Below are 13,514 nucleotides of genomic sequence, written 5' to 3'. Positions count from 1 at the left end.
AGCAAGGTCCGCCCCCTAAAGCCCCAGCCCCTCGACCCTGAACGCCTGCAGCGCCTCCTGCGCTGCCGGGGTGATCGGCACCACCTTGCGGGCGTCGAGGTCGAAGGTGATGGCCTTGGCTTCCGAGGTGCCCCAGGGCTGGCCGGTGGCGGGGTCGAGCATCCAGTGGGCGACGTGCAGGGTGCGGGCGTCGCTGGCGATCAGGCCCGAGCGCAGCTCGACGCGGTCGCCCGGGCGCGGCCAGGCCAGATAGACCATGCGGTATTCCAGCACCGCCCCGCCGACCCGGGCCGGCGTGTAGTCGCCGTGGGCGACCACCGTGTCGCGGAACGGGCCGATGAAGCTGCCGATGCCGTCCGAGACCCGGCCGATGAACTGCTCGGCGCGCATGCGGCCAAAGACGTCGCACTCGGCCGGGGACAGGGCCCCGAGGCCGATGCGGGTCAGGCCCAGGGCATTGGCGCGGTCCAGGCCGGCCGTGGTTTCGAAGGGCGACAGGTCGAGGCTGCGAGCCCGGGCCTTTTCAGGGACCTCGACGGCCAGGGCGGCGGCGCGGTCGCGGGCCACCTGCGGCCAGGGGAAGGCCTCGCCCTCGCGCGGGGTGGCGTGGACCACGGTGGTCTGGAAGGTGGCGGCCAGTTCGCCGGAGGCCGAGTGGACCAGGAGCTGCAGGATCTTGGCCTCGCTCTCGCCCATCTCGATCACCCCGCCCAGCATGTGCAGGGTGGCGCCGGCATGGGCCTCGCGCAGGAAGCGGATGTGGTGTTCCTTCACCAGCAGGGTGGCGTTGGCATAGGGGGTGAAGGCGTGGGGCAGGCCCAGCTCGGCCGCCATGCCCGCCAGACCTTCCATGGCCCGCACGACATAGTGGCGCACGTTCATGTGCCCCATCTCGTCGCAGTCCCAGGTGTTGACGCCTCCCCGCCAGATCTCGACGCCGGGCAGGGTCTCAGCGGTCGTCATGGCGGCGGGTTCCGGGATGCTCTTGAACAGGTGTTTGCGAGTCTAGCGGGGTTTGGCTGGATCGTCTTCCCCCTCCGGGGGAGGCGCGCGCAGCGCGGAGGGGGCGAGTCTTTGGGCCACCGACTGGCCCCCACCGGACCGCTTCGCGGTCGTCCGCCCCCTTAGGGGGCAGAGGGGTCTAGCCCCGGCAGTCCGCGCACAGCCCGTGCGCTTCGATCGTCACCCCGGTCAGGGCGTAGCCGGCGGCGGCCCCGGCGGCGATGATCTCGGCGCTGGCCTTGGGCTCGATCTCGCGGGTCGCGCCACAGCAGTCGCAGATCAGGAAGGCGGCGGCGTGGCCGTCGGCCTCCTTGCGGCAGGCGACATAGGCGTTGAGGCTCTCGATGCGGTGGGCAAAGCCCTGCTTTTCCAGGAAGTCGAGGGCCCGATAGATGGTCGGCGGCTTGGCCGGCGGGCCCTCGACGGCATAGGTCGAGATCAGGTCATAGGCTTTCACCGGCTGGCCGGCCTGCAGCAGCAGCTCCAGCACCCGGCGGCGCGGCGCGGTCAGGCGCTGGTCAGCCGCCACGCAGCGGGCCTCGGCGGCGACCAGCTCGGCCGCGAGGGCCGCGCCGGCAACGCCGTGGGGGTGATGGTCGTGATCGCAAGCGGCGTGATGAGCCATGTCCAACAGGTAGAGGCGGCACGGGGCAAGCGCAACCGCCCGGGTGTCAGGCCCCAGTCCTTATTGAAGCGCGTCCAGTGCCTCGACCATGCGGGGGCGGCTCATGACCTCGGGTGCCGTGCAGGCCATCTGGACCGCGCGGGCGGCGGCGGGCGGGGCGTCGGTGAGGTCCAGCAGTTCGCCCAGTAGCAGGCCCCAGGCCAGCACTTCCAGCCGCTCGAGGCCGGGGGCCAGATCGGCGGGCATGAAGGCCGCAGCCCCGAAGTCGCTGAGCACGGCGGCACCTGCGTGGCCGTCCCACAGGATGTTGTGGGCATAGAGGTCGCCATGGCACAGGCCGCGGGCGTGCAGATGGGCGGCGGCGGCGCCGACCTCACGCGCGATCCGCAGCGCGACCTCGACCGGCAGGCGCAGGGCCGGATCATAGACGTCGCGGCTGCAGCTTTCGCGGCTGGGCGGACCGGCCAGGATGCGCCAGCCGGGCGGCAGCAGGGCCATCAGCAGGCCGTCGGCCTCGTTGGGATGCCCGGTCAGCCGGCCCAGGGCACCGGTCAGGTTCGGATGGCCCCCGGCGGCGAGACAGGCGGCCATTTCGCGCTCGGGAAGACCATCGCTGGTCATGGCCCCCTTGAAGAGCTTGAGCGCGACCTCGCGCGGGGCCGCGCCCGGCGGGCTCCAGATGGCCTGGTGCACCTGGCCCGAAGCGCCTTCGCCGAGCATCGGGCCCACCTCCAGCTGCGACCACGGCGCGGCGGTGACGTCCGGCGCGACGGCGGTATCGAACGGATTGCCGGCGATGGCCGCCCAGGCCAGGCGTGGCAGATCGACCAGCCAGCCGGGCAGGGCCTCGAAGCGATTGGCCGAGAGGCGGATCAGTTCCAGACTGGCCAAGCCTGACAGACTGTCGGGAACGCTCTCCAGCCGGTTACCGGCCAGCATCAGCTTCTGCAGGGCGGGCCGCTCGCCGAGCGCCTTCGGCACGGTCGCAATGGCGTTGTCGGTCAGGGTCAGCCAGCGCAGGGCCGGGGGCAGGGACTCGGCCGCCACCGTGCTGAGCCCGTTGCCGCGAAAGCCGACCTGGCTGAGTGCGGCGCAGTCGCCGAGGCTCTCGGGCAGGTGATCGAACCGGTTGTTCGAGCAGAACAGCAGCCTGAGCTTCTTCAACCGGCTGAGATCGTGCGGCAGGTCGCTGAGCGCATTGCCCGACAGGTCCAGGACCTCGAGCGTGTCGGCCAGGTCGAAGATCTCGCGCGGGAAGTCCGTCAGCCCCTCGCGGAGCGTCAGTTCGCGGACCCCGGCCAGGGATCCGCGTCGCAGGGCGTCCAGCGTCTGGGTCACGGGTCTAGTCGCGCAGCAGGTCGTTGATGCTGGTCTTGGAGCGGGTCTGGGCGTCGACCGTCTTGACGATCACGGCGCAATAGAGGCCCGGGCCGCCGTTCGGGTCGGGCAGGTTGCCGGGCACCACCACGCTGTAGGGCGGCACCTTGCCGATGTGGATCTGGCCGGTCTTGCGATCGACGATCTTGGTCGAGGCGCTGATGAACACGCCCATCGACAGCACGCTGCCCTCGCCGACGATCACGCCTTCCACCACTTCGGAGCGGGCCCCGATGAAGCAGTTGTCCTCGATGATGGTCGGGTTGGCCTGCAGGGGCTCCAGCACGCCGCCGATGCCGACGCCGCCCGACAGGTGGACGTGCTTGCCGATCTGGGCGCACGAGCCGACCGTCACCCAGGTGTCGACCATGGTGCCCTCATCGACATAGCCGCCGATGTTCACGAACGACGGCATCAGGATGACGTTGCGGCCGATATGGGCCCCGCGACGGACGATCGCGCCCGGCACCGCGCGGAAGCCGCCGGCCTCGAACTGCGAGGCTTCCCAGCCGTCGAACTTGTTGGGCACCTTGTCCCACCAGGGGCCGACGCCGCCCCCGAGGCTGCCGGCGCGCATGACGGTATTGGGGTTGAGGCGGAACGACAGCAGCACGGCCTTCTTCAGCCACTGGTGGGTGGTCCACTCGCCGTCGATCTTCTCCGAGACCCGGGCCTTGCCGGCGTCCAGCAGCATCAAGGATTCCTCGACCGCCGTGCGCACGGGGCCGGTGGTGGCGGTCGAGACGCCGTCGCGGGCCTCCCAGGCGGCTTCGACTTCGGTTTGCAGATCAGAGAGGCTGACGGTGCTGGTCATGGCTCAGAGGTCCTTCAGGCGCGCCAGGGTCAGGAACCCGGCGAGGTCGTGCGTGCGGTGGTGGACGAAGTCGGCCGTCGAGGCGGCGGCATGGGCCCCGACCAGCACGGTGGTCATGCCGAGGCGCGCCGCCGGGTGCAGGTTCTTTTCGCTGTCTTCGAAGAAGGCGGCCGCGGGCGGATGGATCGCGTGAAGCCGGGTAATCCGGTCGAAGGTGGCCAGGGCCGGCTTGGGCACATAGTCGGCCGTCTCGATGGCGAAGACGTCCTCGAACAGATGGTCGAGACCAAGGTGCCCCAGCACCCGCTCGGCATGGCCCAGCGAGCCGTTGGTGAAGATCAGCCGGCGGCCGGGCAGGCGGCCGATCGCGGCGCGCAGGGCCGGATCGGGGACCAACCGGTCCATCGAGACGTCATGCACCTCGTCGAGAAAGGCCTTGGGCTCGATGCCATGGTTGGCCATCAGGCCGGCCAGGGTGGTGCCGTGCTCGTGGTAGTATTTCTTCTGGATCGCCCGGGCCTCTTCACGGGGCAGGCCGGTGGCCTTGACCATGAAGTCGGTCATCTTGCCCTCGATCAGGCCCATGAACTCGGTCTCGGCCGGATAGAGCGTATTGTCGAGATCGAACAGCCAGGTCTCGATGTGGGAGAGATCGGCGCTCATCGGGAAATGAGCGTACCCGCGCCATGTTCGCTGAACAGCTCGACCAGCATGGCGTGGGGACGGCGACCGTCGAGGATGACGACGGCCTCGACGCCCGATTCCACGGCATGGATGGCGTTTTCGAGCTTGGGGATCATGCCGCCGCTGGCGACGCCGCTCTCGATCAGGCCACGAGCCTCGTCGATCGTCATTTGACGGATCAATTGGCCTTCACCGTCCAGAACCCCCGCGATGTCGGTCAGCATCAGCATGCGCTTGGCCTTCAGCGCGCCGGCCAGGGCCCCGGCCACGGTGTCGGCGTTGATGTTGAAGGTCTGGCCGGCTTCGGACACGCCGATCGGGGCGATGACCGGGATATAGTCGGTTTCCGACGACAGCAGGGCCTGGATGATGTGCGGATCAACCTTGGTCGGCTCGCCCACAAAGCCCAGGTCAACGACCTGCTCGATGTTGCTGTCCGGATCACGCTTGGTGCGGGTCACCTTCTCGGCGGTGATCATCCGGGCATCCTTGCCCGACAGGCCCACGCCGCGCACGTCGGCCTCGGCCCCGGCCAGGGTGATCCAGTTGGCGATTTCCTTGTTGATCGCCCCGGACAGCACCATCTCGGCCACTTCCATGGTGGCTTCGTCGGTGACCCGCAGACCGTCGATGAAGGTCGACTTGACGCCGGCGCGCTCCAGCATGCGGCTGATCTGCGGACCGCCGCCGTGCACCACCACCGGATGGACGCCCAGCAGCTTCAACAGCACCGCGTCGGCCGCGAAAACCTTGGCCACGTCTTCCTGGCCCATGGCGTGGCCGCCGTACTTGATTACGACCGTTTCGCGGTCGTAGATCTGGATATAGGGCAGGGCCTCGGCCAGGGTCTTGGCTGTGGCCCAGCCCGCTTCCTCGGCGGCGTCGGTCAAGGCGGTTGTCCTATACGAAAAACGGCGCGTCTCGATAGCGGACCCCGCCCCCCCTGTCACTCAAAAGGAGGTCAGACCGCGCGCGGTTGGTCGCTTAGACCCCACAGCCGGGCATAGGCCGGCGACAGGGTCATGCCGACCGGGGCGGGTCCCGGGGCGACACCCTCGCGCATGCAGACTTCCAGATAGGCCAGGGCCATTTTCACGCCGTGGCCGGAATAGGGCTTGCCGATCACGCCGCACGCCCCGGCGAAGTCATCCGGCAGGCGCTTGACGTTGGCGGTCATGAACAGGGCGACGACCCCGCAGTCGTCATGGATCCGGCGCGCGACATCGACGCCGGTCGGTCCATCGCCCAGATGGACGTCGACAAGGGCGAGGTCGGGGCTGAGCTTGTGGGCCATGGCCACGGCCTCATCGGACCGCATGGCGTGGCCGAGGGGCCGGCAGCCGGCCTCTTCCAGCAGAAAGCCCAGTTCTGCAGCCAGCAGGGCTTCATCTTCAACAATCAGGACACCGAGCGGTTGCTCGTTCATGGCACAGCCTCGCCCGGTTCAGGGATGGGCGTCGTTGATGGGCAGGTGGATCACGACGCGCGTTCCGGGCTGGGCGTCCGACGTCTCGCACCGGGCCTTCAGTTGCTGGCAAAGCAGCTGAATGATGGTGAGGCCAAAGCCGGACGACTTCGCCGCGTTCGGCATTCCAACGCCGTCATCGGCGATTTCGATCCGGAAATCGCCGTTGATTCTGCCGATTCCAACGAAGATCTGGCCGGGTTGGCCGTGCGGGAAGCCATGCCTCAGGGCATTGGACAGCAGTTCGTTGACAATCAGGGCCAGGGGGGCGGCCTTCGAGGCGGCCACGTCCACCCGCTCCAGGTCGAGCCGGAACAGGATATCGGTCCGGGCCGATGACCCCATCATGTCGGAGACCAGGTCGCGGACGAAGGCGGAGACGTCGAAGCGCTCGACGTCTTCGCTCTGGAACAGCCGGCGGTGGACGGTGGCGATGGCATTGACCCGCTCCAGCATGCCGCGCAGTGCGTCCTTCACGGCCGGGTCCGAAACCCTGCGGTTCTGCAGCAGGAGCAGCGAGGAGATGAGCTGGAGGTTGTTCTTGACCCGGTGGTCGACCTCATGGAGCAGGGCCGTCTTCTGCTCCAGGGCCTGGGTGAGGTCCCGGGTGCGGTCCGCCACCAGCTGCTCCAGGCTGTTTTGGCGTTCGTTCCACTGGAGCTCGAGGCGCTTCTTGTCGCTGATATCCAGCTGGGAGCCGATAAAGTGGGTGATGGCCCCGTGGCTGTCGTGCACCGGGCTGAGATAGAGGGCATTCCAGAACGTCGATCCGTCCTTGCGATAGTTCAGCAGTTCGCAGGTGATGTCCTGGCCCGCGCTGATCGCCGCGCGTAGCCTGGCGCGCTCCAGCGGATCGGTGTCGACGCCTTGCAGGAACCGGCAATTGCGGCCGATGACCTCGTCGCGGCCATAACCGGTCAGGCGCAGGAAGGCGTCATTGGCGAAAACGATCGGATGGTCTGCCTGGGTGGCGTCCGTGATGATGGTTGCCATGCGGTCGGCGCGGATCGCCGCCGCGAAAGGATCTTCGGAGCCGTGGCCTGACGCCAGAGCCTCGGCGGCCCGCAGCGATTGCGAATTGTCCGTCATGTGCCTGCCCGACCCGCCATCAGCAATCCCCGCCGGCCACAACGCACGATCGGGCCTGCTGTTCCGGTTGCGCAGCATGCGCCCAAAACAGCGGCGGCGTGAACCCGTCTTGGATTCACGCCGCGCGTACCGGTCGGAAAGGGGAGGCTGACCGCCCGGTGGTCTTCGGACCGGCCTATTTGGGCTGGTAGATCCTGTCGAAGATCCCGCCGTCGGCGAAGTGGATGGTCTGGGCCTTTTTCCAGCCGCCGAAGGTGTCGTCGATAGTGACCAGAGTCAGCGGCTTGAGCTTGCCGGCATATTTGGCCAGGGCTGCCGGATTGCGCGGGCGGTAGTGGTGCTTGCCGATCAGGTCCTGGGCCAGGGGGCTGTAGAGGAAGTTCAGATAGCCCTCGGCGGCCAGCCGGGTCTTGTGACGGTCGACATTCCTGTCGACGATCGCCACCGGCGGCTCGGCCAGGATCGACAGGGACGGATAGACGATGTCGAACTTCCCGGGCAGTTCCTCCTGGGCGAGATAGGCCTCGTTCTCCCAGGACAGCAGCACATCGCCGATGCCGCGCTGGGTGAAGGTGGTCGTCGCGCCGCGTGCCCCGCTGTCGAGGATCGGTACGTGCCTGAAGAGCTCCTCGACAAAGGCCTGGGCCTTGGCCGGATTGCCGCCGGGCTGCTTCAGCGCCCAGGCCCAGGCGGCCAGATAGTTCCAGCGTGCGCCACCCGAGGTCTTGGGGTTGGGGGTGATCACGTCGATGCCCGGCTTGATCAGGTCGCCCCAGTCCCTGATCTTCCAGGGATTGCCCTTGCGGACCAGGAACACGATCGTTGAGGTGTACGGCGTGGAGTTGTTGGGCAGCCGCGACTGCCAGTTGGCCGGCAGCAGCTTGGCCTTGGCGGCGATTTCATCGATGTCATAGGCCAGCGCCAGGGTGACGACATCGGCCTGCAGGCCGTCGATCACCGAACGGGCCTGCTTGCCCGACCCGCCATGACTCTGGTTGATGTTCAGGGTCTGGCCGACCTTGTCCTTCCAGTATTTGGCGTAGGCGGCGTTGATGTCCTTGTAGAGCTCCCGCGTCGGGTCATAGCTGACGTTCAGCAGGGTCAACGGCTTGATGCCCTGGGCCCGGGCCTGGCCGGCGACGAGCGCCGGCGCGGCGAAGGCTGCAGCGCCGGCCGTGGCCGCGCCGAGGACGCCCCGACGGGTAGGTTTGTCGAATCTACGGGTCATGAAGGGGCAGTCCTCAGTTTTGGAGTGGATCAGAAAGCGTACTGGGTTCGCAGCGACCAGATATCCAGGTCTTGGCCGACCTGGACGCCGGCCGCCGGGGTGGATCCGGCGACAAAGGCGCTGCCGCCCGGCGACAGGCGACGGACCTCGACGTTGCGATACGTCCCGGAGATCGAAACGACCGGATTGAGATACCAGTTCACGCCCAGTGAAAGGATATTCTGCTCGCCGCCGCGCACGCCGCCGGTCGGGGCGGCCGCGCCAGCCGCGCCGGGCAGGTAGTCCAGGTCGAAGGTCGAGTAGCGGGCGGCCAGTTCGACCGCGCCCCACTGGGCCTTTTTCGGGTTGAACGGCTTGGTCGGGCGGGGGGCGTCGAAGCCGGCGGTGACGGTGCTGTAGCGACGCGGCTCGCCGGTCAGGGTCCAGCCGGCCTGGACATACCAGCCGTCGAATGAGGGGTCGCTCAGCGTGCTGTTGCGGCGCTCGACCTGGATGTCGAAATACTCGGCCTGGACATAGAGGTTCTTGCGCTGGGCCCCGAACTCCAGGCCGTAAACGCTGACGCCGTCGGCATCGATGTTGCCGGTATCGATCAGGCGGGTGCCGTCGACCCGCAGCTCCGGCCGGTCGCGCAGGCGGACATTGGTCACTGCTCCGCCGGCCGAGGCCACGTCAGGTCCGGCCGCAGCCGGGTCGATGACCAGATTGGCATTGGCCCCAATGTGGACCAGCCAGTCCTGGCCCTTGAAGGGCACATAGGCGACCCGGCCGACAAAGCCGAGCTGCTCGTCATAGGTCTGGGTGGTGACGGTGTTGCCGGTGACGGCGGCCGACAGGTTCCAGCGCTCGCCGTTGGCCAGGATGCCGATCGCCGCGCGGCCGTCGCCGCCGGCCAGGCCGCGAACGGTCTCGGCGACCGAAGCCCGTTCGGCAAACAGCGAGCCGGTGTTGTTGGCAGCGTCTTCCAGGCTGGTGACGGGGGCATAGATGCCGGCCCGGATCTTGACCGGATAGCCGCTGTACTGGACCCAGGCCGACGAGATCTTGCCGGCTTCCTCGGTCCCCGAGCCACCGAAGTCATAGATCATGTTGTAATCGAACGCGCCGAAGGCCTTCCCCTCGAGGCCGATTCGGGCGCGGCGCACATTGACGCCGTCGCCCAGATCGCGGGCCCGGTCATTCTCGGCGGCGTCATTGAACGAGCCGCGGCGGAAATCGCTGGCCAGGGGGCCGGCGTCGCGCTGGTCATAGATCGCAGCATCGGCCTGGAGGATGCCGCGGAACGAGACCGAGAAGGCGCCGTCGCCGGTCGAGAGGGTCGGGCGGGCATTGGCCAGCGAGACGGTGGTCGCCGACTGGCTGCCCCTTACGTCCTTCAGGCTGGCGGCCGTCGCGGCCTTCAGGTCGGCGATCTGGCCGGAAAGGGCCTGAAGTTGTGCCTCGAGGGCCGCGATCCGGGCTTCGGCATCCTGTGGCGTCTGGGCCTGGGCCGCGTCCGCCATCGACAGGAGCGAAACACCGGCAATCAGCGCTGTGCGCAGGGTAGTCCTGGTGATCATCGTCTTTCCCTTTAGACCCGCCGCAGCGGGTCTTGCTGGCCGAGCTAGGGAAACCGATTATTCCTAGCTCGTGAATAGAGATTAGGAAAACCGACCGCCAGAAAATCTATAGGTCGGGCCCGTGATCCGGCGTCAGCCGAAAAAACACGTGCCGAGACAATGGGATAAAGGTTAACGAGGCAATTATCCTTAGGCGGACAATTTGCCACAGGCGTGCAAGGACCAGGGGCGGCGGGTAAGGGATCCCACCGGGACAAACGAAAACGGCGGCCGGGAGCGCTGGGCTCCCGACCGCCGGGGTTTGTCTCGCAGAGGTCTGACGGGTTTAGAACATGGCCCGTCCGGCCAGGCGCAGGTTGTAGCGCTTCTGCTTCTTGCTGGCCTCTGCACCGCCCTCGAGGGCCAGATAGGACATCGGCGTGCCGGCCTTCAGCGAGAAGCCGAGGGTCACGGCGCCCTGCTTGTCGTTCAGGGCGGCCTGGGTGAAGGCGCTGCCGCCCTTGAAGCGGGCGATGGTGTCGCCGACTTCACCGGCCAGGGTCTGGCGGTAGCCGACCCGCACTTCCGGACGCCACCACAGTTCCTTGCCGTAGTCCGCGCCGAACGCGATGCCGAACTCGCCGCTCAGATTGCTCGAGCTGCGCTGTTCGATCGACTGGGCTCCGCTGGCGGAGCTGTTGCCGGAGGCGCTCTTTTCGCTGTGCTTGCCTTCACGCAGCCAGACATAGTCGAGGCGGCCTTCCGGACGGGCGAAGAAGTTGCCGAACCGGGCCTCGTAAGCCACGCCGGTGAAGGCGGTGGCCGTGACGCCGGTCCAGTCGGAGGTGTAGCGGTTGATCAGGTCGGCAATGCCGTCGCCGTTGGCATCCGGGGCAATGAAGACGCGCTTGCTGTCGAAGAAGGCGGCGCCGACCGTGCCGCCCGCGTTCAGGCGCCAGTCGCCGGCCGTACGACGCCAGTAGGCTCCGCCCTGCACGAACGAGGCCGTGTTCTCTTCGCCGACCTTGGCCGAGGTGTCGTGGGAGTCGATGTTGACATAGGCCAGGGTCAGGCCCAGTGCGCCGCCGGCGTCGCCCATGGCTTCATAGCCGCTGACGAAGCCGAAAGCCTTGCTGTCCGAGCCCGGGGTCGAGCTGTCGTCCTGGCGGACCAGGGAGTTGATTTCCTGGATCCAGACGCTGTCCGGGCCATAGCGATCGCCCGGATCGGGCCGGACCGCCGTGGCCGCCGACATCAGCTGGTTCGCCGACTGCAGCGAGTAGAACATGCCCTCGCCCTGGTCGGGCAGCATCTGGTCATACAGTCCCAGCAGGCCGTCCTTGCTGTTCTGGGCCAGGAAGGTGCCGGCCAGGGTGGTGTCCCCGCCGAGGGCGGCGAAGACCGCGTCATAGGCCGAGGCCTGGGAGCGGGTCATGCCGATCTCTGTCGCCGTGCGCCGGCGAACGTCCAGATAGACGTTTTTGGCATCCGAGCGGCTGGAGGCCACATAGAGGTAGGGCGCATCCTTCAGGAGGCTCTGGCCCAGGGTCCCGACCGTCAGGGTCCCGGCCGAGATCACCGTATAGGAGGTCGGCTGCTTCACCAGGCTGTTCAGACGCAGGCCCAGCTCGGCTCCGGAGGCGATCGTCGCGGCACCCGACACCACCAGGCGGGTTGAGGTTCCGGCATTCGGATCGGCCGTGAACAGGATCTTGCTGTCCGAAGCCACGCTCAGGTTGCGGACATTGATGTCGGCGGCGTTGGAAATGCCCAGGCTGCCCTTGCCGACGGTGACGTCGAGCGTGCCCGAGCCCTTGGTCAGGGCCCCGAGGACCAGCGAGCCGCCGTCGACGACGAAGGTGTCGGCCCCGTCGCCGAATGAGATGTCGCCCAGCACCGAGCCGTTCAGGACGCGGAAGGTATCGCCGCCCGCGCCGAACCTGACGGCCCCGATGATCGAGGGCTCGTCGGCATTGTCGACGCCGTCGCCGTCGGTGTCGGGATCGGCGACGCCGTCAGCCCCGTCATCGCCGTCATTGAGGCCGTTCTGGACCAGGGTCACGCCGCCGGTCGTGTTGCGGCTGAGATCGAAGGCCACGGCCTTGCCAGTGACGACCTCATTGCTGGAATTGCCGTCGTTGTTGTCGGTTGCGACGACCGAGGCGGTGACCTTGCCGTTGTTCTGAATGCTGGTCAGCAGGCCCGAATAGTCGATGACGGCATAGGCATTGCCCTTCTCGCCGCCGACGCTGGCGGTGATGGCACCGTCGTTGCGGAACGACGTGGTGCTGGCCCCCGCCTGGATTGCGATACCCCGGGCGTCGAAATCGCCTTCCGAGACCGTGAAGCTGGTGATCGAACCCTGGTTGTAGACCGTCGGAACGACGGCCCCGGCCTTGAGGTTCACGCCGGTGGCGCTGGCTTCATAAGCGCTGGCCGTGATCGTCGAGGCCAGGCGCGCGCCGTTGGTGACCGTGGTGGTCTGGCCGGCATTGCCGCCGATCTGGATCGCCGTGGAGGCCACGCCGTCAAAGACGCCGTTGGCGGTGATGCTGCCGCGCGTCACCAGGCCATAGGCCTTGTCGCCGGTGCCGATGACCCCCAGCGTGATGGCCTGGGTGTCCGAACCGATCAGCAGGGCGGGTGCGCCGCCATTGACGGTCAGGGCCGAGGTGCCTTCGGAGGTGTCGGTGACGCCGTCGCCGTCATCGTCGGTCGAGTTGGCGTTGCTCTCGATCGGCGGGGCGTCCAGCAGCACGCCGCCGGTGACGCTGGCCGAGACCCGCACCGCCGGCCCGCCCTGCAGCAGGTCGTCGCTGTCGAGCTTGGCGCGGTCCGCAGCCTGGGCGGGACGGCTGGTATAGCGGTAGCCCGTGGCGGTGACGCCGCCCTGAACCACGAAGGCTCCGGTCACGGCGCCGTCCACGGCCACGCCGACCGCGTCCTTGCCGGTCACGGAGACGCCGCCGTTGACGGTGACCTTGCCGGTGATCGGTCCGGTGATCTTCACGCCGGCCGAGTTGTTGCCGACGACCGTGATCGCGCCGCCGTTGGTGAAATTGCCGACCAGGCCGGTTTCCAGCGCGATGCCGGCGGAATTGTTGCCCTCGACGGTGATCGAGCCGGCCGCTTCATTGGTGACGTTGCCGGTAAAGACGCCGGGGCCGGTCAGGCGGATGCCGTAGCGGTTGGCGCCCTGGGCGAACGGGCCGTCGAGATCGCCGTCCGAATCGCTGTCGGTCGGCGTATAGTCTTCGGTCAGGCTGATCGCCAGCGAGTTGGTCACCGAGCCGGTCCTGCCGCCGAGCAGCAGGATGCCGGTCGAATCATTGACCCCGACGGTCGACAGAGTCCCGAGGTTGGTGACCTTGTTGTTGCTGTCCAGGGTCACGAGGGCCCCGGCCGCGGTCAGCTTGACCGAACCTTCGGCCGTGACCTTGACGTCGTCGGCCGCACCGCCCGTCCCGGCGGTCGAGGTCGCCACAGGGGTCGTCCGTGCCGTCGACACGGAGGTTTCAGCCGAAGCGCCGAACGCCAAAGCCAGGATAGGAGCGGCTGCGACTGTCGCGACCAGGACCTTGCGCTGCATTACGAACGATACCTCGGAAAAGAACCCAGCCTCTAACTTGCGGTACGTTGCGGCGAAATTGCGGTAGGCGACGCGACAGACACGCATTAGAGCGGCCAACCGT

The 13,514-nt window shown here is 67.7% G+C and carries 11 protein-coding genes; all 11 read right to left on the bottom strand.

What is annotated here, in order from left to right:
• Window positions 1–15: 15 nt before the first annotated feature.
• The 11 genes from DBR10_RS00915 to DBR10_RS00865 all read right to left on the bottom strand — a co-directional run bounded on the left by DBR10_RS00915 (window position 16) and on the right by DBR10_RS00865 (window position 13,306).
• Window positions 16–963 (bottom strand): thioesterase family protein, encoded by a 948-nt coding sequence (locus DBR10_RS00915; protein WP_108490249.1) that lies wholly within the window; start codon window positions 961–963, stop codon window positions 16–18.
• 178 nt (window positions 964–1,141) lie between these two features.
• Entirely contained in the window at window positions 1,142–1,627 is a 486-nt protein-coding gene (locus DBR10_RS00910) for a Fur family transcriptional regulator (RefSeq protein ID WP_108504413.1), read from the bottom strand.
• Between the two features lie 60 nt (window positions 1,628–1,687).
• On the bottom strand, window positions 1,688–2,965 hold the full coding sequence (locus tag DBR10_RS00905) for a leucine-rich repeat-containing protein kinase family protein (RefSeq protein WP_108504412.1): 1,278 nt from the start codon (window positions 2,963–2,965) through the stop codon (window positions 1,688–1,690).
• A 4-nt stretch (window positions 2,966–2,969) separates the two neighbouring features.
• Entirely contained in the window at window positions 2,970–3,818 is an 849-nt protein-coding gene (gene dapD, locus DBR10_RS00900; RefSeq protein WP_108504411.1) for a 2,3,4,5-tetrahydropyridine-2,6-dicarboxylate N-succinyltransferase, read from the bottom strand.
• Window positions 3,819–3,821: 3 nt separating this feature from the next.
• A complete protein-coding gene (locus DBR10_RS00895; protein WP_108490418.1) occupies window positions 3,822–4,481 on the bottom strand; it encodes a pyrimidine 5'-nucleotidase in 660 nt (219 codons plus the stop codon).
• Window positions 4,478–5,392 (bottom strand): acetylglutamate kinase, encoded by a 915-nt coding sequence (gene argB, locus DBR10_RS00890; RefSeq protein ID WP_108504410.1) that lies wholly within the window; start codon window positions 5,390–5,392, stop codon window positions 4,478–4,480. The genes DBR10_RS00895 and argB overlap by 4 nt, the downstream gene beginning before the upstream one ends.
• Before the next feature lie 71 nt (window positions 5,393–5,463).
• Window positions 5,464–5,928, bottom strand: a complete 465-nt coding sequence (locus DBR10_RS00885; protein ID WP_108556084.1) for a response regulator — start codon at window positions 5,926–5,928, stop codon at window positions 5,464–5,466.
• A gap of 18 nt (window positions 5,929–5,946) precedes the next feature.
• On the bottom strand, window positions 5,947–7,056 hold the full coding sequence (lovK, locus tag DBR10_RS00880; RefSeq protein ID WP_108505668.1) for a photosensory histidine protein kinase LovK: 1,110 nt from the start codon (window positions 7,054–7,056) through the stop codon (window positions 5,947–5,949).
• Between the two features lie 175 nt (window positions 7,057–7,231).
• Window positions 7,232–8,284, bottom strand: a complete 1,053-nt coding sequence (locus DBR10_RS00875; protein WP_108505669.1) for a sulfate ABC transporter substrate-binding protein — start codon at window positions 8,282–8,284, stop codon at window positions 7,232–7,234.
• A gap of 29 nt (window positions 8,285–8,313) precedes the next feature.
• Complete coding sequence (locus DBR10_RS00870; protein ID WP_108505670.1) at window positions 8,314–9,843, bottom strand: OprO/OprP family phosphate-selective porin; 1,530 nt, start codon at window positions 9,841–9,843, stop codon at window positions 8,314–8,316.
• A 325-nt stretch (window positions 9,844–10,168) separates the two neighbouring features.
• Window positions 10,169–13,306, bottom strand: coding sequence for an autotransporter outer membrane beta-barrel domain-containing protein (locus DBR10_RS00865; RefSeq protein WP_335582539.1), 3,138 nt, complete (start codon window positions 13,304–13,306; stop codon window positions 10,169–10,171).
• Between the last annotated feature and the right edge of the window lie 208 nt (window positions 13,307–13,514).

This window comes from Caulobacter sp. HMWF025, from assembly GCF_003060965.1.
Lineage (GTDB): Bacteria > Pseudomonadota > Alphaproteobacteria > Caulobacterales > Caulobacteraceae > Caulobacter.
Note: the sequence above shows the minus strand (reverse complement) of the source record. Positions and strands in the feature narration are given on the sequence as shown.